Source organism: Burkholderia sp. 22088 (genome assembly GCF_052045915.1).
Classification (GTDB): Bacteria; Pseudomonadota; Gammaproteobacteria; order Burkholderiales; family Burkholderiaceae; genus Burkholderia; species Burkholderia cepacia.
The window spans coordinates 1-25170 of sequence record NZ_JBQEPY010000006.1; the positions used below are offsets into that span (position 1 = coordinate 1).

Below are 25170 nucleotides of genomic sequence, written 5' to 3' on the forward strand. Positions count from 1 at the left end.
GAAAGACGACCGCGCGCGCGGCGATCCGGCTCGCGCACCTCGGCCGGCCGGTCAAGCTGATGATCGGCGGCGTGACGGGCTGGCGCGACGAAGGTTTCGCGCTGAGCAACGAAATGCAGCCGGCGGACACCGAAGCCGGCTGATCATCATTAAAACCGCAACAATCAATTGTCTGAGCGCGGCCTGCACGCGAACGGAAAAAGCGCGACAATCGGCTCCATTGCAGTTCGGATGGAGCAGCAACATGCAGAACGCAGTCCTGATTCAAGTGGCCGGTTCGGTGGCCGCGATCGCGATCTATTTTCTGCCGGCGGTCATTGCCGACCGGCGTGGCCGGCACGACAAGCTGACGGTCGCGATGTTCAACGCGCTGTTCGGGTGGACCGGCATCGGCTGGCTGATGACGCTGTACTGGGCCTGCCAGCCGAACCCCCGCACCGATGTCGCGCAGACGATCCTCGCCAAGCGTCGCGGCATCAGCATGCGGACCTTTTCAACCGGTCTCGTCGAACGCGTGCAGCGCCGTGTCGCCGCCCAGGAGCAATGGGCGGAAAAGCAAGGCTGCCGTTAAGTCCCTCTTTCCCGATCACCCTGCCGCGTCGAACTTCGGCATCCTGACGTTGGTCGACGCGCGGTAATGCCACGCCAGCCCGTCGTGCCGCGGCCCGCCGCCCGCACGCAGCCACGCCCCGAACGCCCCCGCTGTCACCGCCCGTGCGATCCGCTCGCCCGGGCAGCCGTGCGGCCCCGTGCCGAAGCCGAAATTCGGCCCGGCCGCGCGGCCGGGCATCAACCGGTGCGGATCGCGATGCACGGCCGGGTCGCGATTCGCCGCGGCGAGCACGACGAGGATCGCGTCGCCGGCTTCGACGGTCACGCCTTCGATCGTCGTGCGCGATGCGACGAAGCGGCGCGTGTTCTGCACCGGTGAATCGAAGCGCCCGACTTCGGCAACGAACGCGTCGAGCGCGGCATCGTCCGGCACGACGCACGCGGCGCTCGCGCCCGCTTCTAAGCCCGCTTCCAAGCCCGCTTCCAAGCCCGATTCCGCGCCCCCGTTCCACGCCACCAGCGCATTGCCGAGCCAGGCGGCGGTCGCCTCGCACGTCTGCGACAGCAGCCCGACGAGGTTCGCGACCAGCGCGCCGCTTGCCTGCCAGCCCGCCGCACGGGCCGCCTGCTGCACGGCGGCGACGAGCGTGCCGTCGTGCGCATGCGTCTGCGCGACGCGCACCGTCATCCGGTCGAGCAACTGTCGCGCGGCGTCGCTCGCGCAGGCCAGCGCCTCGGCATCGGACAGCGGCGACAACGCCGCGACGAAGTCGACCACCTGCGCCGCGATCGCGTCGAGCTGCGTCTCGTCGAAGCCCAGCAGATCCGCGACCGCGCAGACAGGCACCGTCATGCACCACGTGTTCAGCGCGCCGGCATCGCCCGGCGGCGGCAGGCGCCGCGCGGCGAGCTGCATGGCACGGTCGCGCAACGCAGCCGTGTCGATCGGCGCGAACGCCGCGCGCAGCGCCTGCTTCGGCACGTCGTGCCGCAACGCGCCGTCGTTCATGCGCACCAGCTCGCCGAACAGCGCGCCGGCCGTCGTGCCGCGCAACGCGGGCGGCACGGGCGCGTCCAGCGGGCGTACGCGGCAGGCCGGATGGCCGAGCACGGCCGTCACGGCGGCCGCGCGGCTCGCGACCCACATGCCGAGCGTGGCGTCGAACGCGAGCGGCGGCCCGTCGACGAGCGCCGCGTAATAGGGATAGGGATCGCGGTGCGTAACCGCTGCGATGGGATCGGTCGGGTTCATGCAGACAGTATCGACGCAGTGCACCGCCGCATGTTTCGGGCCGGCGTGAAATGTCGCGGCGCGGGCGCCGCGTGCGGCCGCCTCGCGATGTCAGGTGAATGTCAGGCAGCCGAGCGGTAGCGATGCGACTGCATGCGCATGCGGACACGCCCGGCCGAAATCGCGCGCGGCTCCGGCACCACGGTGTCGTGAGGGAACATTTCCTGCCGGAATTCGCCGTGTTCGTCGAACCACTGGCAGATCAGCCAGTCACCGTCGTCGAATACGACCGGCCCGGCATAGGTCACGGTCATGCGCGGCCCGCCCGTCTTCAGCGTCACGACATCGCCGACGCGAAACCTTACGCGTTGATTTTCTCGGATCGTCATCGCTCTCTCAGCATTTTTATATATCGACATTCCCGGCAGCCCACCAACTGCTCATTCGAACGTGCCGCAGATTATCAATCAAAAAACCGGCCGGCAACTCCCCTTTTCAAAAATGTCATGATCGGGAAAATGCAACAATGCGCGCCATCGACGCGCCCGGCGGATGCCCGGCCGCCCGATCCGGCGCGGCTTGCGCGCCGGACCCGGTCGAACGGGCGAAATGCGGAGAATAGACGATGTATTTTTCGTCGTCACCGACGTTTAATTCTGACGTGAAATCGATTGATTATTATCAATCAACTTTTCGATTGGTAACGATCCCACGATTTATTTACACTCATTCACCGAACAAAACCGGTGAATTATCCGGCGACGCAAACCAGCGGTTGATATCGCGCCCGGGAACGGCCGCTTGCGTGAACGTAAACGTGCCGTCCTGCGCCATCTCCTTCGCGGCGCGCAGGAACGCGCCGAGCGCGGCCCGCGCCAGTGCGCCGCCGACACTCACGCGCTTCACGCCGAGCGCCGCCAGTGCGTCGACGCTCAGCAATCCGCCCTGCAGCCCCATCACGACGTTCACGGGTGCGCCGACCGCCCGCGTCACCGCCGCGATGTCGTCCGCATCGGTGATGCCCGGCGCATACAGCACGTCGGCGCCCGCGTCGCGATAGGCGACGAGCCGCGCGATCGTGTCGGCGAGGTCGTGGCGGCCGTGCAGGTAGTTTTCGCAGCGCGCGGTCAGCGTGAACGGAAACGGCAGCGCACGCGCCGCGTCGACGGCCGCCGCGATGCGCTCGACCGCCGCTTCGTGCGCATAGATCGGCGCGTCGGCGCGGCCCGTCGCATCCTCGATCGACCCGCCGACCGCGCCGGCCTCGGCCGCGAGCCGGATCGTCTCGGCCACCGTGGCGGGCGCATCGCCGAAGCCGTTCTCGAGGTCGGCGCTCACGGGCAGGCCGCCCGCGGCGGCGATCTCGGCGATGTGATCGAGCATCTCGTCGCGGTCGATCGCATAGTCGGGCCGGCCTTTCGAAAAGGCGTAGCCGGCGCTCGTGGTCGCGAGCGCCTCGAAGCCGGCCATCGCGAGCAGGCGCGCGGTACCGGCGTCCCACGGGTTCGGGATGATGAAGGCGCCGGCACGTGCATGCAGGGCGCGGAAGGCTTCGGCTTGGCGGGCTTGAAGATCGGAACGGGTCATCGCGGGCTCCAGGAGAAAGTTGACGGCCGAGCTTACGCCGATCGTGCACGCGACGTTTCAGCGTTCACCGAAATGTCGTCGCGCGACAGGAAAAACCGATGCGCCGACTGCGCGCCGGAAGCCCGAAGCCCGAAGCCGGAAGCCGGAAGCCGGGAGCCGGGAGCCGGCAACCAACAACCGACAACGAGCGGGCCGACACCGCCGCCCGTCCGTTGCCAGCAGATAGCTGCTTACCGTGCCGCCGGTGGCCCGCCGTCGATGCCGAGCAACACGTCGGTGACGGCTTCGGAGAAACGCATCGCGCGACCGTCGATCAGTACGCCGTCCGGATTCGACGGGTCCCGCGCGGCTTGCGGCACACCGTGCGCGAGCAGCACCCGCGCGCAAGCCTCCCAGTCGGCGGCGCCGACATGCTCCGGTTCGTTGACGGATGCCCAGGACAATGTGCCGAGCGCGTCGCTGCCGAACCCGTGCATGTCACGCCAGCTCGCGCCGTGCTCGAGGAGGAACGCCAGCAAGCCCGCATCGCCGCGAAACACCGCATGATTCAGCGCGCTCGCGTCCCAGTCGCCGCCCCGCGCCGCGATCGGCCAGCCCAGTTCGACCATGACCTTCACCGCGTCGCCCGATCCCCACGCGGCGGCATCCGGCAGCAGCCGCAGCCGCTCGCCGGGCAGCGCGCCCGGCAGTTCGGGATGCCTTGCCTGGATGCGTCGCGCATCGTCGGCGTCGGCGCGCGCGCAGGCCGCCACGAACGCATCCTCCGCATCGAGCGTCTCTTCCGCGCCCGCCGCACGCAACAACGCGGCGACCTCGGACAGCCCGGTCTGCATCGCCAGCCGGTACGCACTGACGCCGGCCGGGGTCCGCGCGCGGGGATCGGCGCCGGCCGCCAGCAGTGCGGCGACGTGGCGCGCCGAGCAGCGCACGCCGATCGCCCGCAACAACGGTGCGCCCCAGGTCTGCGCCAGCCCCTCGCCGGGCGGCTCGTTCGGGTCGCCGCCATGCGCGAGCAGCAGTTCGAGCGCGTCCGCATCGCGCATGTCGAATGCGCGACGCAACGCATTGGTCCCGCCCACCCGCGCGCCGTGTTCGAGCAGCAGGCGCGTACAGGCCGGATTTTCCACCGAGTGATAGAGCGATTCGCCGTCGTTCGGGTCGGCGCCGGCTTCCAGCAGCATCGCGGTCAGAACCGGATCGCGATTGACGCCCGAGGCACCGTACAGCGCCGACAGCGGCCCCGCTTCGTCGGGCGCCGCGAGCGACGCCGGCGGAAACCGGTTGCCGATCCGCTGGTTCGGATCGGCGCCGGCATCGAGCAGATGACGCGCGCAGGCGCGCAGCCGGACGGCGAACCCGGGAATCTGCCCGAGCCGCGAATGCGTGACGGCAACCAGCGGCGGCAGCTTCAGCACGCCGCCGGCGCGCGCGATCCATCCGGGATCGGCGGCCAGCGCCGCCTTCACGGCATCGAGGTCGCCGGCCGCGCACGCGACGGTCGGATCGCTTGCAACGAGATCGGGCCGGTCGAGCAGCAGTTGCGCGGCGACGCGCGGCCGGGCCGCGTCGAAACCGCCCGTCACGTCGGCACCGTACGCCAGGTCGAGCCAGCGCCGGATCAACGCCGACCGCTGCTGCCCGGCGAGCGCATGCGTTTCGACGAACGCGCCGAGATCGGCCCATGACGCGAAACCGTACTCGCGCGCAATGCACGACTGCGCATCGTGCAGCCGGAGCCCGAGCGCGAGCGCTTCGTCGTGCGTGCGGTTGGCGGCGGCCGGGAGAAAGCGGACAAAGCGCGCGACGGCGTCGGCGTCACCCTGCCGGTACAGGCGCAACAATGCCTTGGCCTGCTTTTTCAGATGATCGGGATTGGCCCCGGGAGGCAGCTTTTTCATGCGAATCCTCGTGCAGTCATGGCCGAAGGTCCGCAATACCGCCAGCACAAAGGACAGGAGGAAGACTGGATTTGCTGCGACAGGTGGGTTCAACCCTTTCCGCGGACCCGGAAGCGACCTGCATCGCTGGCCGCTATCCTAGGCGACGGCCGGCGACCGCGTCAACCGGGCCGCTCCATGCGGCGACACTCAGCCCGCGAGCTGCTTCGTCAGGAAAATGCGCGTGTGCCCGGCCGGATAATCCGGCAGTTCGCCGAAGCGGACATAGCCGCGTTTCTCGTAGAACGGCCGCGCCTGGAAGTCGAACGTGTCGAGCCACGCGCCGTGGCATCCGCGCGCGACGGCTTCCGCCTCGGCCAGATCCATGATGCGCGTGCCCGCACCCCGGCCGCGCGCGGCCTCGGGCACCACGAGCAGGTCGACATGCAGCCAGCCGTACGCCGTGCTGCCCCACAAGCCGCCGACCACCGTGCCTTCGGCGTCGGTCACGACCACGGCCAGCGCACGGAAGTCGTTCGGGCCCGCCTGGCTTTCGTTGAATCGGACGAGCGGCGCGACGATCTGCTTGCGAACGTTCACGTCGCCCGCGTCGGTCACCTCGTATGTGAACGTCATCGGTCGAGTCCGGTTGAATCGGAAATGAAGAAGGTTGAACCCGCACGCACCGCGTCAGACGACGTAAGCGCCCTTCGCATGCAGCTCCGCTTCCGTGCGCTCGAGCGCGGCGATCGCATCGCTGCCTTCGAGCGCCAGCAACTGTGCGACCAGCGCTTCGGCCATCGCGTGCGCGGCCACCAGCGACGGGAAGAACGACGGGCTGTCGTGCGTGAAGATCAGTTGTGCGTCCGCGTGCAGTGCGATCGGCGACACCGCGCTGTCGGTGATCGCGACGATCCGGCTGCCCTGCGCCTTCGCGGCCTGCGCGACGCGCGTCGCTTCCGCCGAATACGGCGCGAAGCTGACGACGACGGTCACGCTCTGCTTCGCGATCGTCCGCAGCTCCATTTCGAGCGACCCGGCGACGCCGTTGAGCAGCGACACGGTCGGGCGGAACAGCCGGTAGCCGTACACGAAGCCGAATGCAACCGGGTAGCACGAGCGAAACCCCGCGACATGCACGTGCGACGCCTTGCGGATCAGTTTCGCGGCATCGGCGAGCGCGTGCTCGTTCTGCGCGGCGGTGGCCGACAGGTTGTGTTGTTGCGCGGCGAGCAGGTCGTGTGCGAGCGACGCCTTCGCATCGGGCCGCACGAGCGAGCGCGCCCGCTGCGTGAGCGGCTCGGGGCGCGTGCGCACGCGCGCGACACACAGGTCGCGCAGCTCGTTCCAGCCGGGGAAGCCGAATTGCTGCGCGAGCCGCACGAGCGACGCGGGCTGCACCTGCGCGCGCTGTGCGACCTTGCGCATCGACGACGTGGCGACTTCGTCGGGATGATCGAGCAGGAAGGCCGCGCCCGCCTGGAATTGCGGGCTCAGCTCGGAAAATTGCGCCCGGATCCGGGACGCGAGTTCGTCGAAATTGGCGGCCATCTTGGTGTGAACGGGAACCGGTCGTCCATGGTATCACCGGCCCCGTATACACCGGTGCACCGGTCAGCGCAGCACTTCGACGTGATCGGCGTCGACCTTCACGCTGCCCGACCATTTGCGCTCGAATTCGCCGGTCACCTTCACTTCGTTCCGGTCGCTGACGGGCTGGCCGGCCGCCCACAGCTTGTGGTCGATCTCGACGCGGATCGTGCCCGTCGCATCGGCGAATTCGTAATCCTCGCCGCCGACATGCTTGACGATGCGCCCCTGCAACTGCACGTGCTGGTCGTCCTTGCCGTTCGCGAGCAGTTCCTTCACGGTCGTCGTGGTCAGCGTGGACGGCCCGGTATATTCCGCATAAACGGCGGCGGGCAGCACGGCGAGCGCAACCGCCAGGATTCTCGTCAGGTGTTTCATGATTTCGGTCCTCTTCTTCGATGTGACGCCGCGCTCCGTTGAACGCGACGGCCTCAGATTACGGACCGTAAGATTAAGCAAACCTGAAGGTCGCGCCGCAGCGGCACGGTGCCGCACCGGGCACGCGCGCAAGCCCACCGCGCGCCGCCCGCGCGCCCGTGTTTAAGCTCCCGCTAAGGCACGCGCGCTTATCATGGGAACCCCGGGCGCCATGGCGCCCCGTTGAAGAGACACGAATCCATGCGCGTACTGCTCGTCGAGGACGATCCGCTGATCGGCAGCGGGCTCGAACAGGGCCTCAAACAGGAAGGCTTCGCGGTCGACTGGGTGAAGGACGGCGACGCCGCGTCGCTAGCGTTGCGCGCGACCGGCTACGGCCTGCTGCTGCTCGATCTCGGGCTGCCGAACCGCGACGGCCTGTCGGTGCTCGCCGCGCTGCGCCGCCGCGACGAAAACCTGCCCGCGATCATCATCACCGCGCGCGACGGCGTGCCCGACCGCATCGCGGGCCTCGACAGCGGCGCGGACGATTATCTCGTCAAGCCGTTCGAACTCGACGAACTGCTCGCCCGCATCCGCGCGGTCAACCGCCGCCACGCGGGCCGCGCGCAGACGACCCTCGCGATCGGCCCGCTGCGGCTCGACCCCGTCAAGCACCTCGTCTGGCTCGGCGACGACGAAGTCACGCTGTCGCCGAAGGAGTTCGTGCTGCTGCACGAGCTGATGCGCGACCCGGGCGCGGTGATTTCGCGCGAGCAGTTCGAGGAGCGGCTGTACAGCTGGGGCGAGGAAATCGAGAGCAACGCCGTGCAGGTGCACATCCACAACCTGCGCAAGAAGCTCGGCCACGACATGATCCGCACGGTGCGCGGCGTCGGCTACCGGATCGGTGACGGCGCATGACGCGCATGCAACACGCGATCGCGCGCTGGCGCAACGCGTCGCTGCGGCGGCGCCTGCTGATGTGGCTGCTTCCGGCCGCGTGCGTGATCGGCCTCGTCGCGAGTGCCGGCACCTACTGGGGCGCGCTGCGCGAGCTCGACGACCTGCTCGACGACCAGATGCGCAGCATGTCGAAGCAGATCGTCGTGGGCCCGAACGGCGAGCTGTCGTTCAGCAACCGCGCCAACGGCAAGCACGGTTTCGAGGCGAGCGATCCCGACGCCGTGCTGCTGCAGGTCTGGCGCAACGGCAAGCTCGTGTATTCGACCGACCGCGATTCGACCCTGCCGCCGCCCGAGCAGAAAGGCATCGCGAGCGTCGACGTCGGCGGCCAGCCGTGGCGCACCTACGTGACCGAACGAGGCGGCACGACGATCCGGCTCGCGCAGGCACGCCATGCGCGCTGGGAAGCGATCGCGGGCATCGCCGTGCACCTGCTGTGGCCCGTGTTCTCGATGCTGCCGCTGCTCGCGATCGGCCTGTGGTTCGGCATCGGCGCGGGGTTGCGGCCGCTGCGCACGATCGCATCCGGCCTCAAACGCAGGAATGCGAACAATCTCGAGCCGGTCGACGTCGGCGCGATGCCGAACGAAGTCCGTCCGCTCGCCGAAGCAATCAACGACCTGCTCGCGCGCCTGGACCGCTCGTTCACGCTGCAACGGCACTTCATCGCCGATGCCGCGCACGAATTGCGCACGCCGATCATGGGGTTGTCGATCCAGTCGCAGCTGCTGCGGCGCGCGTCGACCGCCGAGGAACGCGAGCACATCCTCGCGCAGATCCATGCCGGCACGACGCGGCTCGGCCACCTCGCCGAACAGCTGCTGACGCTCGCGCGCCTCGAACCCGATGCGCAGGCGGCCGCCTCCGCGTCGGCGCCCGTCGATCTCGCCGCGCTGTGCCGGTCGGTGGTGTCGGACCGCACGCGCGTCGCCGACGCGCACCGGATCGATCTCGGCGCGATCGTGTCGACGCCCGTGATGACGTCAGGCAATGCCGACACGCTGCGCGTGCTGCTGAACAACCTCGTCGACAACGCGATCCGCTATGCGGGCGACGGCGCGCGTGTCGACGTGTCCGCGCGGCTCGACGGCACGACGCCCGTGCTCGAAGTCGCCGACGACGGCCCCGGTATCCCGGAAGCCGAACGCACCGACGTGTGGGAGCGTTTCTATCGCGGCGAGGGCGCGCAGGCCGTCACGTCGTCGGGCAGCGGGCTCGGGCTGTCGATCGTCAAGCGGATCGCCGAACAGCATCGCGCGACGGTCGCACTCGGCACGACACGCGGCGGGCGCGGGCTGACCGTCACGGTGCGCTTTCCGCTACCGGCCTGACGCCGCGCCACGTGCGACGTGCAGCTTTTCCACAGATTGTGTTGGCAAGCGTGTGGACAACCTTCCATTAACGACACCAAGCCATTGATCGGAAAGGGTTTGTCGGAGCTGCGCGGCAAATGCGCCATGAGGTCGTGAACAGGCACATCCACGCCGCCACCGTAGCCTCGACCGCGCATCATGCGCCGCCCCTCCTTCGTCTCATTTCTCGACGACGATCCGTTCGACTCGCAGGCCGGTCGAGATTTCGAGGATGCTTGCGCGCTTCGACCCGTAGCAATACAGAGGGGCCCTTCGGATGGGCGTCCGGCTTGGGTCGGGTTCGGCCCTCTTCGTGCACGACGACGGCACCGCCGGATGGATGAGGCGCCGACGTGCTCGCCCATGTAATGGAGCCGGCCGTACTGCGCGATCCGCGAATCGATCGCAGCGTTTCGCGCGGCCTTCACGCATCCCGGGTTCGCCGTCAGGCTGTCGGCCCGTCCGTCGTCCGCCGTCGCGAGCCCGCACCTGTTCCAGAAAGTCGGCGTGGCCGGTATCTGCACTGCGTAAGTGCACGCACGCATCGCGGCAACACGTGGCATTCGCGGGTGTCCCGGGTGTCCCGCGCGCACCCCGACTTCTCCACAGAAAATGTTGGCAAGCTTGTGGATATCCTGCGCACCGCAACGCTAAACCCTTGATCCGATGGACTTTGGCACGCGTGATGCAGACGCAGCCCCGGTGACGGCCGCCGCGTCCACCGCTTCGCCGCACTTCGCATCACGACGCCACGACGATGCACGTCGCGGCCGGCGCACACGTGCCGGCCATGCGCCGCGCCACTTACCCACAGATTTTGTTGGCAAGCTTGTGGATATCCTGCGCACGCGTGCGCTAACCCGTTGATCGGCTTACGGTTCATGCGCCGCGTCACGGTTGCGGCAGCGTATGGCCCGGACATGCGTGAATGCGCACGCCCCGCGCGACCGACGCGCCGCCACCGTGCACCGCCCTCGCCTTGACGCTCGCGCCCGCCACGCGTCAAGATCACGCGAGCCGCACGCGGCCGTGCATCGCCGGCTTCGCGCGACGGTTCGACGGGCCGGCCGTTCCGCCCGACACTTCACTCCGAGGAAGGCCATGGAACACTTCACCGCGTGGCAGCTGGTCGTCTCACTCGTGCTCGTCGCCGTCGTCGTTTATCCGTACGTCCGCATCGTCCGGCGCACCGGGCATTCGGGCTGGTGGATCCTGACGATGTTCGTCCCGATCCTGAACTTCGTCATGTTGTGGGTGTTCGCGTTCGTGCGCTGGCCCACGGTCGACGATCGGCAGCCCTGACCGTCGCCCGCGCGGCTGCCGGGCTTGTCCACAGATTGTGTTGGCAAGCATGTGGATAGCCTGCGCATACCGCGACCAAGCGCTTGATCCGAAAGACTTTGTCCGCGCCGCCTCAAATGCGGCACGCGGCCGGCAAAGTGCCGCTCGCACGTCGTCGCGCCACGTGACGGGCCGCCCTCCGCGCGGGCGAACCAGCTTGTCCACAGATTGTGTTGGCAAGCGTGTGGATAGCCTGCGCATACCGCGACCAAGCGCTTGATCCGAAAGACTTTGTCCGTGCCGCCTCAAATGCGGCACGGTGGCCCGCGCCACGCCGTGCGCGGGCTTGTCCACAATTTTTGTTGGCAAGCATGTGGATATCCTGAGCATGCGTGACCTAAGTCGTTGATCGCACAACGTTTGATCGCGTGGGTCACGGCTGCGGCACGGCCCGCCTGCGCATCGCGTCACGCGCACCGCACCGCCCGCGTCAACCGAAGGCCTGAACCACGATGCGCGCGACCGACGCGATCACGTCGTCCTTCGAGCGCGCATCGGCACGCGCCTGCGTGTAGTACACGGCCACCGCGATCGGCGCACGCGACGGCGGCCATACGACACCCGCGTCGTTGGTTGTCCCGTAGTCGCCGGTGCCCGTCTTGTCACCGACCGTCCACCCGGCCGGCACGCCCGCGCGGAGCCGCTTGTCGCCCACCTTGTTGCCACGCATCCACGCAACGAGCTGCGCACGCTGCGCGGCCGGCAGCGCATCGCCGACCATCAGCACGCGCATGCTCGCGGCCATCGCGGCCGGCGTCGTCGTGTCGCGCAGGTCGCCCGGCAGCGCGGTATTCAGTTCGGTCTCCCATCGATCGAGCCTGAACGTGTCGTCGCCGATCGAGCGCGCGTAGGCCGTCACCGCCGACGGGCCGCCGAGCAGCTTCATCAGCAGGTTCGCGGCCGAGTTGTCGCTGTACTGGATCGCGGCCTCGCACAGCGCGGCGACCGTCATGCCCTCGCCGACATGCTTCTCCGACACCGGCGAATAGTTGACGAGATCGGCGCGGGTATACGTCACGCGCTGTTGCAGCAACGCCGGCCGCTCGACGCTCTGCGCAAGCACCGCCGCACTCAGCATCGCCTTGAACGTGCTGCAGAACGGGAAGCGCTCGTCCGCGCGATGCTCGATGACCCGGCCGCTCGCCGTGTCGATCGCGCACACGCCGAGGCGGCCGCCCACACTGCTTTCGAGCTCGGCCAGCATCTGCCCGGCGGCGGCAGGCGCCACGGCCGCGGTCGCGGCGCTTGCCGCGTCCGGCGCGGCAGCCTGCCGCGACGCGCACGCGGTGGCGGTGAGAACGAGCGGCGCCGTCGCGGCGGCCAGCAACAGGGTTCGACGTTTCGATGAGTAGGTCATGTCGGTGGTCTCGTGATGGAATGGAGGCGAATCGATAGTGAAAACGGCCGGCCGCCGAGACAGCACTATCGTGACTTTACGGTTGCCTGACAAGCAACGATAATTGAGCGCTGACAAAAGAAAATCTTATGACCAAGCTCCGCCCTCATCTTCCGCTCAATGCCTTGCGCGCGTTCGAATCGTCGGCGCGCCACCTGAACTTCACGCGCGCCGGCCTCGAGCTGAGCGTGACCCAGGCCGCGGTCAGCCAGCAGGTGCGTTCGCTCGAGGAGCGGCTCGGCTGCACGCTGTTCACGCGGCTGCCGCGCGGCCTCGGGCTCACCGACGAGGGGCGCGCGCTGCTGCCCGTGCTGAGCGACGCGTTCAGCCGCATCGAGACGGTGCTCAAGCAGTTCGACGGCGGGCGCTTCCACGAGGTGCTGTCGCTCGGCGTCGTCGGCACCTTTGCCATAGGCTGGCTAATGCCACGGTTGAAGCAGTTCGGCGATACGCACCCGTTCGTCGAGCTGCGGCTGCGGACCAACAACAACGTCGTCGATCTCGCCGCCGAGGGCCTCGACTTCGCGATCCGCTTCGGGGAAGGCAGCTGGCCGGCGACGCGCAACGAGCACCTGCTCGACGCGCCGCTCACCGCGCTGTGCGCGCCGGACATCGCGCGACGCCTCGCGCAACCGGCCGATCTCGCGAACGAAACGCTGCTGCGCTCGTACCGCACCGACGAATGGCTCGGCTGGTTCGACGCCGCGCAGCTCGCGCCATGGGCGGTCAACGGGCCGGTGTTCGATTCGTCGCGGCTGATGGTCGAGGCCGCGATGCAGGGCGCGGGCGTCGCGCTCGCGCCGGCATGCATGTTCGTACGCGAACTGCAGCTCGGCCTGCTCGCACGGCCATTCGACGTCGACGTGCGCGCCGGCGGCTACTGGCTCACCTCGCTGAAGTCGAAGCCGCTCACGCCGGCAATGACGCTCTTTCGCGACTGGATCGTGGCCGAAGCAGCCGCCGCGGCGCAGGCCGAATGACACGGCCCCGCTTGTCCACAGAAAGTGTTGGCAAGGATGTGGATATCCTGGGTACCCGGGGCCTAAGCCGTTGATCGCGCACGAATTAGCGTGCGGACGCAGACATCGGGCAGCCCGTGTGCACGGGCTTCGCGAGCGGGCCCCTCGGAGGCCCGATCCTCAACTGTCGCGACGCAATCGATTGCGAGTTATCCACAGAATATGTTGGCAAGCCTGTGGATATCCCGCCGATGCGGCGCGTAACACGCTGATACAAAAGGGGATTCAATACAAGGACCTTGCGCGGTCAACCGTGTGGCACCGCACGCGCTTTCGCACGGCACGCGCCGCACCTCCGGCCCGCGGCCGGACGGTTCTCCACAGATTGTGTTGGCAAGCTTGTGGATATCCTGCGCATCGGCCACCTAACTCATTGAGCGCACGGGATTTTGTGCTTCGTCTGCAGAATCGGGCAGCGCCGGCGCAGCCCTTTCGGCCAACGCCGGCGCCATCCTCGCATCAATGCCGGTCAAGCCCGCCGCGCAGTTCGCTCGCCTTGTCGCGCAGCGCCTCGTAACCCGAGCGTGCATGCTCGGGCAGGTCGGGATCGCCGATCAGCGCGCCGAGCGTTTCGATCAGGCTGAACAGAATGCCTTTCGCCGCGCCGACCGCGATGCTCTGCGATTCGATCGACTTGTGCAGGTGGTCGACCGCCGCTTCCAGATTCTCGAGCTTGTGCTCGCCGTCGTCGGGCCGGTTGTCGGTCGTCATCGTCTACCTCCGCCATCGTTCAAGGGTCATGTCACGATTCTATGCCGCGTCGCGCGAACGTGGCGCGACATCGCGCAACGTTCGCGCGGCACCGCGCTACAGCACCGCGACCACCTTCACGCGGCCCGGCTGCTCCGCCGATGCGACGACCTGGCCGTCGACGCGGCGGAACGTGAGCGACACGGTTTCGTCACCGACGCGCAACGCGTCGATCCGCAGCCAGTCGACGCCTTCCGGCAGCATCGGGCGCTCGACGCGCACCTCGTGACGCGACGCGTCGATGCTCACGCCGAGGCAGGCCTGCAGCATCATGAACGGCGCGCCCGCCGCCCACGCTTGCGGCAGGCAGGCCACCGGATACGCGGTCGGCGGTTCGCCGCGCCGGCGCGGAAACCCGCAGAACAGCTCGGGCAAGCGCATCTCGAAACTCACCGCCGCCTCGAACAGCGCGCGCAGCAGGTTCACCGCGGCCGTCTTGTCGCCGTAGCGCGCGAGGCCGCGCGCGATCAGCGCATTGTCGTGCGGCCACACCGAGCCGTTGTGATACGCCATCGGGTTGAAGCGCGGCTGGCCGGCGGCCAGCGTGCGGATGCCCCAGCCTGTCTGGAACAGCGCCGAGCCGAGCACGCCGGCAACCGCCGCGCCGCGCTCGGCGTCGGGCAGCCCGAACGCGAGCAGGTGGCCCGCGTTCGATGCGAACACGCGGCACAGGTCGCCATGACCGTCGAGCGCGATGCCGTAGAAATCGCCTTCCGGCATCCAGAACAGCGCGTCGACCTGCTCGCGCAGCGCCTTCGCGCGCAACGCATAACGCGTGGCGTCGGCCGCGTGGCCGCGCCGGTACGAGCACATCGACATCGCATCGAGCGCCGCGCACGCATACGCCTGCACTTCGACGAGCGCGATCGGCCCGTCCGGAAAGCGGCCGTCCGCATGGAACACCGAATCGTGGCTGTCCTTCCAGCCCTGGTTCGCGAGGCCGCGCTCCGACGTGCGCTGGTAATCGAGCAGTCCGTAAGGATTGCGGTCGCACTTGTCGATCACCCATTGCGCGGCGCGCTCGAGCGCGGGCCACAGTTCGTCGATCAGCGCATCGTCGCCGGTGCGTTCGACATATGCGCCCGCGAGCACGATGAACAGCGGCGTCGTATCGACACCGCCGTAGTACAGCGCGAACGGCACCTCGCCCGTCGCGGCCATCTCGCTGCGGCGGAACTCGTGCATGATCTTGCCGGGCTCCGCATCGCGGAACGCGGAAGTCTCGCGCGCCTGGTGTTCGGCCAGGAACCGCAGCACGCCGCGCGCGAGCGACGGCTGCAGCCAGAGCATCTGCAACGACGTGATGACCGCGTCGCGGCCGAACGGCGTCGAGAACCACGGAATGCCCGCATACGGGTACGGCCCCGTGTCGAGCTGCGTCGTGAGCAGCCCGAGATCCGCGAGCGAACGGTCGAGCCACGCATCGAACAGCGGATTGCCGGTGTTCACACGCGCCATCGATTCGCGCCGCGCGCGCATTTCGCGGTGCACGCCGACGAGCGCGGTGCGCAGCGCGACGCGGCCGCATCCCGGCCCTTCCTCATGTGCCGGGCCGAGCGTCGCGTCGACGGTCAGGTAGATCGACACGCATGCCTGCGCGGCAATCGTCAGCGTGTAATCGGCACGATCGACCGACAGCGCGTCGGGCGCCGGCGAGAAATGCACGGTCACGTTGCGCTCGACACTGTCGAGGCCGTCGTAGCGCAGGCGCACCGCGCCCGCGTCGACGCGCGGCGCCACCACGGTGCCGCGCTTCGGGCGCTGCGTGCCGCGCACCTCGAACATGTCCTTGAAATCGGCCGCGAACGACAGCGACAGCGGCACCTCGGCCTCGCTCGAGCCGTAGTTCGTCAGCGTCAGCGCTTCGTAAAGCACGTCGCCCGCGAGCACGCGTATCCGCTCGATGTGGATCACGCCCTCGGGCGTTTCGTGGCCGCCGAGCGGCGGCAGCGGGCGGTTCGTCAGGTGGGCGGTGAACGACGCGTTGTCGGCGCTCGTCGCGCCCGACAGCAGCGACGGCGCGCGGCCGCCGAACGTCAAGCGCCACTTCGACAGCACGCGCATGTCGTCGACGAACAGGCCGTCGTCATGACCGCCGATGTCGCCGAGCGCGTCGCTGACCACGAACGCGTTGCCGGATTTCAGCACGTACTGGTTGTTGCGCGCCAGCGCCTGCGGATCGGCTTCGGGTGCGATGAATGCGGGGCCCGACGCGGGGGTCGGGGCAGTTGGCGCAACCTGCGGCGCCTGGGTCGTCGTGGCTTCGGCGTGATTCGGCATCGATGCTCCTGTGTCGAGCGCGACGCGCGTGGAGCGCCGCGTGGTTCGCACAGGATAGGACAGAACGGGGAACGTGCGCAGCGACGCAAAGAGCGCGACGCCATGCGACGTTGCCGTCGCCGCCTGGCGTCGCTTACAGGCACATCAAATGCGGATCAGAATTTCCACAGGATGTTGCCGAGGATCGCGTTGTCGCGCACGCCGCTGCCGTACTGGCCGCTGTACGTGAGGCCGAGCGTCAGGCGCTTCGTGATGTTCGCGTCGATGCCGGCCTCGAGCACGGCACTGTCGCGGGCAATCGGCACGCCCGACACCTGGAACGACGTGCCGCCGTTCGCGAACGTGAACGCCGACGACGGCCGCACGTTGCCGAACGCATGCCGCCAGCCGACCGTCCCGCGCGCGGTGAACGTGCCGCTCCCGATCGAGCCGAGCTGCGACGCCGCGCGCAAGCCGAGCGTCGAGAAGCCGACGTGGGTCGTCTCGCCGCCGGCGCGCAGTGCGGCCGCGCCACCCGTTTCCGTATACCCGTCGGTATGCAGGTTCACATACGCGAGGCCCGCGAACGGTTCGATCGCCACGGGCCCGACCGGCAGCGCGTAGCCGACTTCGCCGAACACCTGCGCCGAATTCGCGTCGTAACCGGCCGAATCGTGATCGGAGAAGCCCGCGAAGCCCGGATTGCGGTCGCTGTTGATCCGGTACCACGTGTACGACGCGCCGCCGCGCACGCCGAGCGCACCGTACTGCGCGCCGCCGTACAGCGACAGGTAGTAGCTGTTCACCGACGCCGACGAACTCTGGGCGTTGTCGAGCGAGCTGTGCGTGACGCCCGCGGCCAGACCCGCACGCCACTTGTCGTTGAGCGCCATGTCGGCACCGGCGATGAAGCCCGTCATGCTGCGGTTGATCGTCGACGCGTTGCCGTCGCCGGTGAGCCGGCTGCGGCCGCCGAACGCCTGCCCCCAGACCACCGGTTGATAAGGCGTGCCGCCGTAGCAGCCCTCGCGCGAGCCGATCCGGCGTTCCGGCGGCAGCGTCGCGTCGACCGCGCCGGCCGTGTTGTCGCCGCACAGCGCGGCGCCGCCCGACGACAGCGCGGCGAGCGGGCCCGATCCGGGCGCGAGGCCCTGGCGGACGCGATCGGTCACCGCGTCGCGCACGTAGCGGCTGTCGAGCAGCAGCATGCTCTTCAGGCTCGCCTGCAGTTCGCCGTCGAGCAGCCCGTATGCGCGGCGTGCGGTCGGCACGTCGGTCGTCAGGACTGCGTCGTACAGCGGATTGCCGGCGCCGAGCCCGCCGAGCGCGGCCGCGACCGCGCGCTGGTTGGGCGTCGTCGCGACGTCGGGCAACGACGTGCCGTTCTGGACCAGTCGCAGGTACACGTGATTCGGGTCGTAGCTGAGCGTCGGCATCAGGAACGCATAGTTCGCATTCACCTGGCTGAACGCGCCCTGCACGCCCGATGCCGCGGTCACGATCGTGTAGGTCGTGCTCGGCTGGTAGCCGCTCTGGTTCGCGAGCACCTGCACGGTGCCGCCGTTCAGCGTCGCCGTGCCGCCTGCCGCGAGGCTGCCGCTTTGCTGCGGCGAAGCCGCGACCTGGAACGTCGAGCCCGGCTGGAACGTGACGTTGCCGCCCACGTTCAGCGCCGCGCCCGGCTGCGACGCGGCCGCCGTCGCGCCGCCCTGCACCACGAGGCCGCCGATCGTGCCGGTGCCCGTGACCGTCGCGCCGTTCTGCACGGTGACGGTCGACTGGCCGAGCGACCCGTTGACGGCGAGCGTGCCCGCGCTGACCGTGGTCGGCCCGCTCAGGGTACTGGTGCCCGTCAACGTCAGTTGCCCGCTGCCGGCCTGCGTCAGCGAGCCCGCACCGGACAGCACGCTCGCAATCGTCACGTTGCCGGATTGATTGACGATCAGCGCGCCGTTGTCGACGACATTGCCGGCGATGCTGCCCGACGTGCCGCCGTTGCCGAGTTGCAGCGTGCCGCCGGCCGCGATCGTGGTGCCGCCCGTGTACGTGTTCGCGCCCGTCAGCGTCTGCACACCGGTGCCGGCGATCGTCACGCCGCCCGCTCCGCCGATCGTCCCGCCGAACGTGCCGTTGCCGCTGCCGTTCAACGTCAGCGCATTGGCGCCAAGATTGATCGTCGCGCCGGTCGCACCGTTCAACGTGCCGATCGTCTGCGCGCCCGTCGCGGCGCTTACGTCGAACGTCGCCCCCGTGCCCGCGAGATTCACCGCGCCCGCCGACGCCAGGCTGCCGCCCGCACCCAGCGCCAGCGTGCTGCCGCCGTTGATCGTCGTGCCGCCGGTGTAGGTGTTCGCGCCCGTCAGCGTCTGCGTGCCGCTACCGGCAACCGTCACGCCGCCCGTGCCGCCGATCGTGCCGCCGAACGTGTTGTTGCCGCTGCCGTTCAGCGTCAGCGCATTCGTGCCGAGGTTCACGTTCGTGCCGCCCGTGCCGGTCAGCGCACCGATCGTCTGTGCGCCCGTCGCGGCGCTTACGTCGAACGTCGCGCCCGTGCCCGCGAGATTCACCGCGCCCGCCGACGCCAGGCTGCCGCCCGCACCCAGCGCCAGCGTGCTGCCGCCGTTGATCGTCGTGCCGCCCGTGTACGTATTCGCGCCGGTCAGCGTCTGCGTGCCGGCGCCCGCAAACGTCACGTTGCCCGTGCCGCCGATCGTCCCGCCGAACGTGTTGTTGCCGCTGCCGTTCAGCGTCAGGCCATTCGCACCGAGGTTCACGTTCGTGCCGGTACCGCCGCTCAACACGCCGAGCGTCTGCGCGCCCGATGCGCCGCCGAGGTTGAGCGTCGCGCCCGTGCCGGCGAGATTCACCGCGCTGCCCGACGCGAGGCTGCCGCCCGCACCCAGCGCGAGTGTGCTGCCGCCGTTGATCGTCGTGCCGCCCGTGTACGTATTCGCACCCGTCAGCGTTTGCGTGCCGACACCCGCGAACGTCACGCTGCCCGTGCCGCCGATCGCCCCGCCGAATGTCCCGCCGCTTCCGTTCAACGTCAGTGCGTTGCCGCCGAGGTTCACGTTCGTGCCGGTCGCGCCGCTCAGCGCACCAAACGTCTGTGCGCCCGATGCGCCGCTCACGTCGAACGTCGCACCCGTGCCGGCGAGATTCACCGCGCTGCCCGAAGCCAGGCTGCCGCCCGCGCCGAGCGCCAGCGTGCTGCCGCCGTTGATCGTCGTGCCGCCCGTGTACGTGTTCACGCCGGTCAGCGTCTGCGTGCCGGCGCCCGCGAACGTCACGCTGCCCGTGCCGCCGATCGCGCCGCCGAACGTGTTGTTGCCGCTGCCGTTCAACGTCAGCGCATTCGCGCCGAGGTTCACGTTCGTGCCGGTACCGCCGGTCAGCACGCCGAGCGTCTGCGCGCCCGATGCGCCGCCGAGGTTGAGCGTCGCGCCCGTGCCGGCGAGGTTCACCGCGCTGCCCGAGGCCAGGCTGCCGTTCGCACCCAGCGCGAGTGTGCTGCCGCCGTTGATCGTCGTGCCACCGGTGTAGGTGTTCGCGCCGGTCAGCGTTTGCGTGCCGGTACCCGCGTACGTCACGCTGCCCGTGCCGCCGATCACGCCGCCGAACGTGCCGCTGGCCGTGCCGCTCAGCGTCAGCCCATTCGCGCCAAGATCCACGTTCGTATTCGCCGCGCCGTTCAATGCACCGATCGTTTGCGAGCCCGATGCGCCGCTCAGGTTGAACGTCGCGCCTGCGCCGGCAAGGTTCACGGCACCGCCCGACGCCAGGCTGCCGTTCGCGCCGAGCGCGAGTGTGCTGCCGGCGTTGATCGTCGTGCCACCGGTGTAGGTGTTCGCGCCGGTCAGCGTCTGCGTGCCGGTGCCTGCATACGTCACGCTGCCCGTGCCGCCGATCACGCCGCCGAACGTGCCGCTGGCCGTCCCGCTCAGCGTCAGCCCGTTCGCGCCAAGATCGACGTTCGTATTCGCCGCGCCGTTCAACGCGCCGATCGTTTGCGAGCCCGATGCGCCGCTCAGGTTGAACGTCGCGCCTGCGCCGGCAAGGTTCACGGCACCGCCCGACGCCAGGCTGCCGTTCGCGCCGAGCGCCAGCGTGCTGCCGCCGTTGATCGTCGTGCCGCCGGTGTAGGTGTTCGCGCCGGTCAGCGTTTGCGTGCCGGTGCCCGCGTACGTCACGCCGCCCGTGCCGCCGATCACGCCGCCGAAGGTGCCACTGGCCGTCCCGCTCAGCGTCAGCCCGTTCGCGCCAAGATCGACGTTCGTATTCGCCGCGCCGTTCAATGCACCGATCGTTTGCGAGCCCGATGCGCCGCTCAGGTTGAACGTCGCGCCTGCGCCGGCAAGGTTCACGGCACCGCCCGACGCCAGGCTGCCGTTCGCGCCGAGCGCGAGTGTGCTGCCGGCGTTGATCGTCGTGCCACCGGTGTAGGTGTTCGCGCCGGTCAGCGTCTGCGTGCCGGTGCCTGCATACGTCACGCTGCCCGTGCCGCCGATCACGCCGCCGAACGTGCCGCTGGCCGTCCCGCTCAGCGTCAGCCCGTTCGCGCCAAGATCGACGTTCGTATTCGCCGCGCCGTTCAACGCGCCGATCGTTTGCGAGCCCGATGCGCCGCTCAGGTTGAACGTCGCGCCTGCGCCGGCAAGGTTCACGGCACCGCCCGACGCCAGGCTGCCGTTCGCGCCGAGCGCCAGCGTGCTGCCGCCGTTGATCGTCGTGCCGCCGGTGTAGGTGTTCGCGCCGGTCAGCGTTTGCGTGCCGGTGCCCGCGTACGTCACGCCGCCCGTGCCGCCGATCACGCCGCCGAAGGTGCCACTGGCCGTCCCGCTCAGCGTCAGCCCGTTCGCGCCAAGATCCACGTTCGTATTCGCCGCGCCGTTCAATGCACCGATCGTTTGCGCACCCGACGCGCCGCTCAGGTTGAACGTCGCGCCCGCACCGGCGAGGTCCACCGTACCGGTCGACGCCAGGCTGCCGTTCGCGCCGAGCGCCAGCGTGCTGCCGGCGTCGATCGTCGTGCCGCCCGTGTAGGTGTTCGTGCCGGACAGCGTTTGCGTGCCCGTGCCGGCCACGGTCAGGCCGCCGGTGCCGCCAATCGTGCCGCCGAAATTGCCGCTGGCGGTCCCGCTCAGCGTCAGGCCGTTCGCGCCGAGGTTCACGGCCGAGCCGGCCACGCCGCTCAGGGCGCCGATCGTCTGCGCGCCCGTCGCGCCGCTCACGTCGAACGTCGCCCCCACGCCGGCCACGTTCACCGCGCCCGTCGCCGCGAGGCTGCCGCCGGCACCGAGCGCCAGCGTGCCGGCGTTGATCGTCGTGCCGCCCGTGTAGGTGTTCGCGGCCGTCAACGTCGTGGTCGCCGCGCCGTCCTTCACGAGACCGCCCGCGCCGGCGATGCCGCCGTTCAGCGTGAGCGCGTTGCTGCCGCCGAGCGTCAGCGTCGAACCGTTGCCAAGATTGACCGCGTTGTTGACCGACAGGCTCGCGGTCGTGTCGAGCGTCGCCGCGCCACCGACGTTCAGCGCGCCGGAACCGAGCGCCCCGCCGTTGCCGAGCACGAGGCCGCCGCTGTTCAGGTTCGTGCCGCCCGTATAGGCGTTCGCGCCCGTCAGCGTCTGCGTGCCGGTACCGGCCAGCGTCAGGCTGCCCGTGCCGCCGATCACGCCGCTGAAGGTGCCGCTGGCCGTCCCGCCCAGCGTCAGCCCGTTGCCGCCCATGTTGACGTTCGTCCCGGCCACCCCCGACAGCGCGCCGATCGTCTGCGCGCTCGTCGCAGCGCTCAGGTCGAGCGCCGCGCCCGCGTTGGCCAGGTTCACCGCGCCGGTCGCCGCCAGGCTGCCGCCCGCGCCCACCGCGAGCGTGCCGGCATTGATTGTCGTGCCGCCCGTGTAGGTGTTCGTCCCCGTCAGCGTCGTGGTCGCCGCGCCGTTCTTCACGAGACCGCCCGCGCCGGCGATGCCGCCGTTCAGCGTGAGCGCGTTGCTGCCGCCGAGCGTCAGCGTCGAACCGTTGCCAAGATCGACCGCGTTGTTGACCGACAGGCTCGTGTTCGTGTCGAGCGTCGCCGCGCCTGCGACGCTCAGCGTGCCCGTGCCGAGCGCCGCATTGTTGCCGAGCACGACACTGCTGCCGCCGTTCAGGTTCGTGCCGCCCGAGTAGGTGCTCGCGCCGTTCAGCGTCTGCGTGCCGGTGCCGGCCAGCGTCAGGCTGCCGGCGCCGCCGATCGCGCCGCTGAAGGTGCTGCTGGCGGTTCCGCCGAGCGTCAGCCCGCCGTTGCCCATCGTGACGTTCGTCCCGGCCACGCCCGACAGCGCGCCGATCGTCTGGGCGCCGGTCGCGCCGCTCAGGTCGAGCGCCGCACCCGCGCCGGCCAGGTTCACCGCGCCGGTCGACGCCAGGCTGCCGCCTCCGCTGATCGCCAGCGTGCCCGCGTTGATCGTCGTGCCGCCCGTGTAGGTGTTCGCGGCCGTCAACGTCGTGGTCGCCGCGCCGTCCTTCACGAGGGCGCCCGCGCCGGAAATGCCGCCGCTCAGCGTGAGCGCATGGCTGCCGCCCAGTGTCAGCGTTGAACTGTTGGCGAGGTTGACGGCGTTGTTGACCGACAGGTTCGCGCTCGTATCGAGCGTCGCCGCGCCGCCGACGGTCAACGCGCCCGTGCCGAGTGCCGAGTTGTTGCCGAGCACCAGGCCGCCCGCATTCAGCGTCGTGCCGCCGGCGTAGTTGTTCGCGCCGGACAGCGTCACGGTCGCCGCGCCGTTCTTCACGAGACCGCCGCCGCCCGAGACCGTGCCGCTCAGGCCGACATCGGCGCTGCCGACGAGCGTGAGCGTCGTGCCGGTGGCGACGTTGACATTGTTCGCGAGCGATACGTTGGCGATCGCATCGAGCGACGACGAGCCGTTGACGTTCACCGCGCCGATGCCGAGCGCCGTATTGCTGCCGACCGCGAGGTTGCCGCCGTTCAGGTTCGTGCCGCCCGTGTACACGTTCGTGCCCGTGAGCGTTTGCGTGCCGCTGCCGGAGAGCGTGATGCCGCCCGCGCCGCCGATCGAGCCGGCGTACGTCGCATTGACGGTGCCGTTCAGCGTCAGCGAATTGCCGCCGAGGTTCACGCTGGTACCGGCCGAGCCCGCCAGCGCGCCGATCGCCTGCGTGCCCGATGCGCCGCCCACGTCGAACGTCGCGCCGGCGCCGGTCAGGTTCACGGTGCCGGTCGAGGCCAGACTGCCGCCCGCGCCCACCGCGAGCGTGCCGCTGTTGATCGTCGTGTCGCCGGTGTAGGTGTTCGCGCCCGTCAGCGTCAGCGTCGCCGCGCCGTTCTTCACGATGCCGCCGTTGCCGTTGATGGTGCCGGCCAGCCCGAGATTGTTGCTGCCGCCGACCGTCAGCGTGGTGCCGTTGGCGAGATTGACGTTGTTGGCGAGCGTCGTGTTCGTACTCGAGTCGAGCGAGGCCGGGCCGTTGACGTTCAGCGCACCGCTGCCGAGCGCCCCGTTGTTGCCGACGACGATGCCGCCGCCGTTCAGGTTCGTGCCGCCCGTGTAGCTGTTCGCACCGGTCAACGTCAGCGTGCCGCCGTCGTTCTTCGTCAGCGCGCCGCCGCCCGTCACCGCGCCCGACAGCGTGAGCCCGGTCGCGCCCTGCACCGTCAGCCCGCCCGCGCCGAGCGTCACGGTGTTGCCGACGTTGAGCCCGGCGGTACCCGCCTGCAGCGCGCCGCCGTTGGCCGTGACGTTACCGGTGCCGAGCGACGCGTTGTTGCCGATGATCGCGACGCCGCCCGACAGCGTCGTGTCCTGCGCGGTCGACGCGCCGTTGATCGTCCAGTTGCCGGCCTGGACGTCGACGTGATTGAAGTTGACGTAGTTGTTGACCGCGATCGTGCCGTTCGCGCTGGTGCCCTGCTTCAGGTTGAGCGTGTTGTCGCCGCCCGCGCCGCCGTCGACCGTGCCCGTCGCCGCCACGTTGATCGTGTTCGGGCCGATCGTGATGTTGAACCCGCCGCCGGTGCCGCCCGCCGTATTGACCGACGAACCCGTCACGGCATTGAACGTGTTGGTGCTGTTCGCGCCCATCGACACGCCGCCGTTGATCGTGCCCGAGTTGGTAAACGTATTGCCCTGGCCGGGCGTGCCGTTCGAGCCGAGCGACACGCGACCGTTGATCGTCCCGCTATTCGTCATGTTGACCGTGGCGCCGCCGTACGCGGCCACCACGGGCGCGTCCGCGCCGACGAGGGTTGCGCCGACCAGCGGGTTCGAGCCGATCGTGCCGGTGTTGTTGATCGTCGACGTACCGCCCGTGCCGTTCTGGACCGACAGCGCCATGCCTGTCACGCCGCTGATCGCCACGCCGGTCGTGCCGTTCATCGTGCCGTTGTTGGTGACGCTGGTGCCGAGGCTCGCCGATGCATTGCCGATCACCGCACCGCTCGACAGCACGCCGAGCCCGGAACCGAGCGCGGACGGGTCGATCGTGCCGTTGTTGGTCAGTATGGTGTTGTTGCCGGTCAGCGACATCGCGGTGCCGCCGACGCCGAGCAGCACGCCGACGCTCGCACCGGGATTGACGGTGGCGTGGATGTTGTTCGCGCTGTTCGCATAGCTCGGCGCAAGCGGGTTGGCGACCCCGGAGCAGGTTACCGTCGTGCCTGCCGTACTGCAGGTCGCCTGGGCGGGCACGATACCGGCGCCGGACAACGCCAGGAAAACGCCCGTCGGCAACAGCAATCTCGGAAACGGTTCGCCGGCTTTTTTCGAACGCGCAAGATTCATGCTTTCCCTCGTTATTGGAATTGGTATTACCGTGAAATCGAACGGCCGCCAGCATAAAATCGCGGACAAAAGCGTCCGCCCCGGCTGTCGCGATGCGACGTCGGTTAATT

16 protein-coding genes and 2 pseudogenes are annotated in these 25170 nt (G+C 69.3%); 7 read left to right on the forward strand and 11 right to left on the reverse strand.

All coding sequences use genetic code 11. From position 1 onward, the window contains the following. Together ACTJLD_RS12850 and ACTJLD_RS12855 are read left to right on the forward strand one after the other, a co-directional pair. A pseudogene (locus ACTJLD_RS12850) lies at positions 1-143 on the forward strand (rhodanese-like domain-containing protein); the annotation flags it as partial. Positions 144-244: 101 nt separating this feature from the next. Beyond that, positions 245-571, forward strand: coding sequence for a superinfection immunity protein (locus tag ACTJLD_RS12855; RefSeq protein WP_011354384.1), 327 nt, complete (start codon positions 245-247; stop codon positions 569-571). 15 nt (positions 572-586) lie between these two features. On the opposite strand, the gene ACTJLD_RS12860 is transcribed toward ACTJLD_RS12855, so the two are convergent. The 7 genes from ACTJLD_RS12860 to ACTJLD_RS12890 all read right to left on the reverse strand — a co-directional run bounded on the left by ACTJLD_RS12860 (position 587) and on the right by ACTJLD_RS12890 (position 7215). Continuing rightward, complete coding sequence (locus ACTJLD_RS12860; RefSeq protein ID WP_440658931.1) at positions 587-1804, reverse strand: cytochrome P450; 1218 nt, start codon at positions 1802-1804, stop codon at positions 587-589. A 101-nt stretch (positions 1805-1905) separates the two neighbouring features. Next, complete coding sequence (locus ACTJLD_RS12865; protein ID WP_027789582.1) at positions 1906-2172, reverse strand: YodC family protein; 267 nt, start codon at positions 2170-2172, stop codon at positions 1906-1908. Positions 2173-2509: 337 nt separating this feature from the next. After that, on the reverse strand, positions 2510-3370 hold the full coding sequence (locus ACTJLD_RS12870) for an isocitrate lyase/PEP mutase family protein (protein ID WP_060086238.1): 861 nt from the start codon (positions 3368-3370) through the stop codon (positions 2510-2512). A gap of 230 nt (positions 3371-3600) precedes the next feature. After that, positions 3601-5268 (reverse strand): ankyrin repeat domain-containing protein, encoded by a 1668-nt coding sequence (locus tag ACTJLD_RS12875; RefSeq protein WP_440658933.1) that lies wholly within the window; start codon positions 5266-5268, stop codon positions 3601-3603. A 189-nt stretch (positions 5269-5457) separates the two neighbouring features. After that, positions 5458-5883: a GNAT family N-acetyltransferase gene (locus ACTJLD_RS12880; RefSeq protein ID WP_440658934.1), complete on the reverse strand. Its 426-nt coding sequence runs from the start codon at positions 5881-5883 to the stop codon at positions 5458-5460. Positions 5884-5937: 54 nt separating this feature from the next. Next, positions 5938-6798: a MurR/RpiR family transcriptional regulator gene (locus ACTJLD_RS12885; protein WP_011354378.1), complete on the reverse strand. Its 861-nt coding sequence runs from the start codon at positions 6796-6798 to the stop codon at positions 5938-5940. A gap of 63 nt (positions 6799-6861) precedes the next feature. Beyond that, positions 6862-7215 carry a YgiW/YdeI family stress tolerance OB fold protein gene (locus ACTJLD_RS12890; protein ID WP_021159886.1) on the reverse strand — a complete coding sequence of 118 codons (354 nt, stop codon included), beginning with the start codon at positions 7213-7215 and terminating at the stop codon, positions 6862-6864. A 240-nt stretch (positions 7216-7455) separates the two neighbouring features. Here ACTJLD_RS12890 and ACTJLD_RS12895 point away from each other — a divergent pair, with 240 nt between their 5' ends. From ACTJLD_RS12895 to ACTJLD_RS12910, 4 genes and pseudogenes are all read left to right on the forward strand, one after another. Beyond that, entirely contained in the window at positions 7456-8118 is a 663-nt protein-coding gene (locus tag ACTJLD_RS12895; protein WP_021159887.1) for a response regulator, read from the forward strand. Next, entirely contained in the window at positions 8115-9491 is a 1377-nt protein-coding gene (locus ACTJLD_RS12900; protein WP_059698246.1) for an ATP-binding protein, read from the forward strand. Before ACTJLD_RS12895 ends, ACTJLD_RS12900 begins: the two co-directional genes overlap by 4 nt. Before the next feature lie 408 nt (positions 9492-9899). Beyond that, positions 9900-10043, forward strand: a pseudogene (locus tag ACTJLD_RS12905) (antibiotic biosynthesis monooxygenase); the annotation flags it as partial. Positions 10044-10613: 570 nt separating this feature from the next. After that, positions 10614-10814 (forward strand): membrane protein, encoded by a 201-nt coding sequence (locus ACTJLD_RS12910; RefSeq protein WP_027789587.1) that lies wholly within the window; start codon positions 10614-10616, stop codon positions 10812-10814. A 469-nt stretch (positions 10815-11283) separates the two neighbouring features. On the opposite strand, the gene blaPEN-bcc is transcribed toward ACTJLD_RS12910, so the two are convergent. Further along, on the reverse strand, positions 11284-12210 hold the full coding sequence (gene blaPEN-bcc, locus ACTJLD_RS12915) for a PEN family class A beta-lactamase, Bcc-type (protein WP_440658936.1): 927 nt from the start codon (positions 12208-12210) through the stop codon (positions 11284-11286). Positions 12211-12338: 128 nt separating this feature from the next. Here blaPEN-bcc and penR point away from each other — a divergent pair, with 128 nt between their 5' ends. Further along, positions 12339-13229, forward strand: coding sequence for a beta-lactamase transcriptional regulator PenR (gene penR / locus ACTJLD_RS12920; RefSeq protein ID WP_021158802.1), 891 nt, complete (start codon positions 12339-12341; stop codon positions 13227-13229). Between the two features lie 498 nt (positions 13230-13727). On the opposite strand, the gene ACTJLD_RS12925 is transcribed toward penR, so the two are convergent. The 3 genes from ACTJLD_RS12925 to ACTJLD_RS12935 form a co-directional block, all read right to left on the reverse strand. After that, positions 13728-13979: a hypothetical protein gene (locus ACTJLD_RS12925; RefSeq protein ID WP_006482135.1), complete on the reverse strand. Its 252-nt coding sequence runs from the start codon at positions 13977-13979 to the stop codon at positions 13728-13730. 96 nt (positions 13980-14075) lie between these two features. Next, positions 14076-16298: an amylo-alpha-1,6-glucosidase gene (locus tag ACTJLD_RS12930; RefSeq protein ID WP_027789590.1), complete on the reverse strand. Its 2223-nt coding sequence runs from the start codon at positions 16296-16298 to the stop codon at positions 14076-14078. 155 nt (positions 16299-16453) lie between these two features. Continuing rightward, complete coding sequence (locus ACTJLD_RS12935; RefSeq protein ID WP_440658938.1) at positions 16454-25060, reverse strand: autotransporter-associated beta strand repeat-containing protein; 8607 nt, start codon at positions 25058-25060, stop codon at positions 16454-16456. Positions 25061-25170: the final 110 nt, after the last annotated feature.

Coding starts and splice junctions, on each gene's coding strand:
- ACTJLD_RS12930 (WP_027789590.1), bottom strand. CDS start 16,298: ATGCCGAATCACGCCGAAGCCACGACGACCCAGGCGCCGCAGGTTGCG.
- ACTJLD_RS12855 (WP_011354384.1), top strand. CDS start 245: ATGCAGAACGCAGTCCTGATTCAAGTGGCCGGTTCGGTGGCCGCGATC.
- ACTJLD_RS12890 (WP_021159886.1), bottom strand. CDS start 7,215: ATGAAACACCTGACGAGAATCCTGGCGGTTGCGCTCGCCGTGCTGCCC.
- blaPEN-bcc (WP_440658936.1), bottom strand. CDS start 12,210: ATGACCTACTCATCGAAACGTCGAACCCTGTTGCTGGCCGCCGCGACG.
- ACTJLD_RS12925 (WP_006482135.1), bottom strand. CDS start 13,979: ATGACGACCGACAACCGGCCCGACGACGGCGAGCACAAGCTCGAGAAT.
- ACTJLD_RS12935 (WP_440658938.1), bottom strand. CDS start 25,060: ATGAATCTTGCGCGTTCGAAAAAAGCCGGCGAACCGTTTCCGAGATTG.
- ACTJLD_RS12885 (WP_011354378.1), bottom strand. CDS start 6,798: ATGGCCGCCAATTTCGACGAACTCGCGTCCCGGATCCGGGCGCAATTT.
- ACTJLD_RS12875 (WP_440658933.1), bottom strand. CDS start 5,268: ATGAAAAAGCTGCCTCCCGGGGCCAATCCCGATCATCTGAAAAAGCAG.
- ACTJLD_RS12870 (WP_060086238.1), bottom strand. CDS start 3,370: ATGACCCGTTCCGATCTTCAAGCCCGCCAAGCCGAAGCCTTCCGCGCC.
- penR (WP_021158802.1), top strand. CDS start 12,339: ATGACCAAGCTCCGCCCTCATCTTCCGCTCAATGCCTTGCGCGCGTTC.
- ACTJLD_RS12865 (WP_027789582.1), bottom strand. CDS start 2,172: ATGACGATCCGAGAAAATCAACGCGTAAGGTTTCGCGTCGGCGATGTC.
- ACTJLD_RS12910 (WP_027789587.1), top strand. CDS start 10,614: ATGGAACACTTCACCGCGTGGCAGCTGGTCGTCTCACTCGTGCTCGTC.
- ACTJLD_RS12880 (WP_440658934.1), bottom strand. CDS start 5,883: ATGACGTTCACATACGAGGTGACCGACGCGGGCGACGTGAACGTTCGC.
- ACTJLD_RS12895 (WP_021159887.1), top strand. CDS start 7,456: ATGCGCGTACTGCTCGTCGAGGACGATCCGCTGATCGGCAGCGGGCTC.
- ACTJLD_RS12860 (WP_440658931.1), bottom strand. CDS start 1,804: ATGAACCCGACCGATCCCATCGCAGCGGTTACGCACCGCGATCCCTAT.
- ACTJLD_RS12900 (WP_059698246.1), top strand. CDS start 8,115: ATGACGCGCATGCAACACGCGATCGCGCGCTGGCGCAACGCGTCGCTG.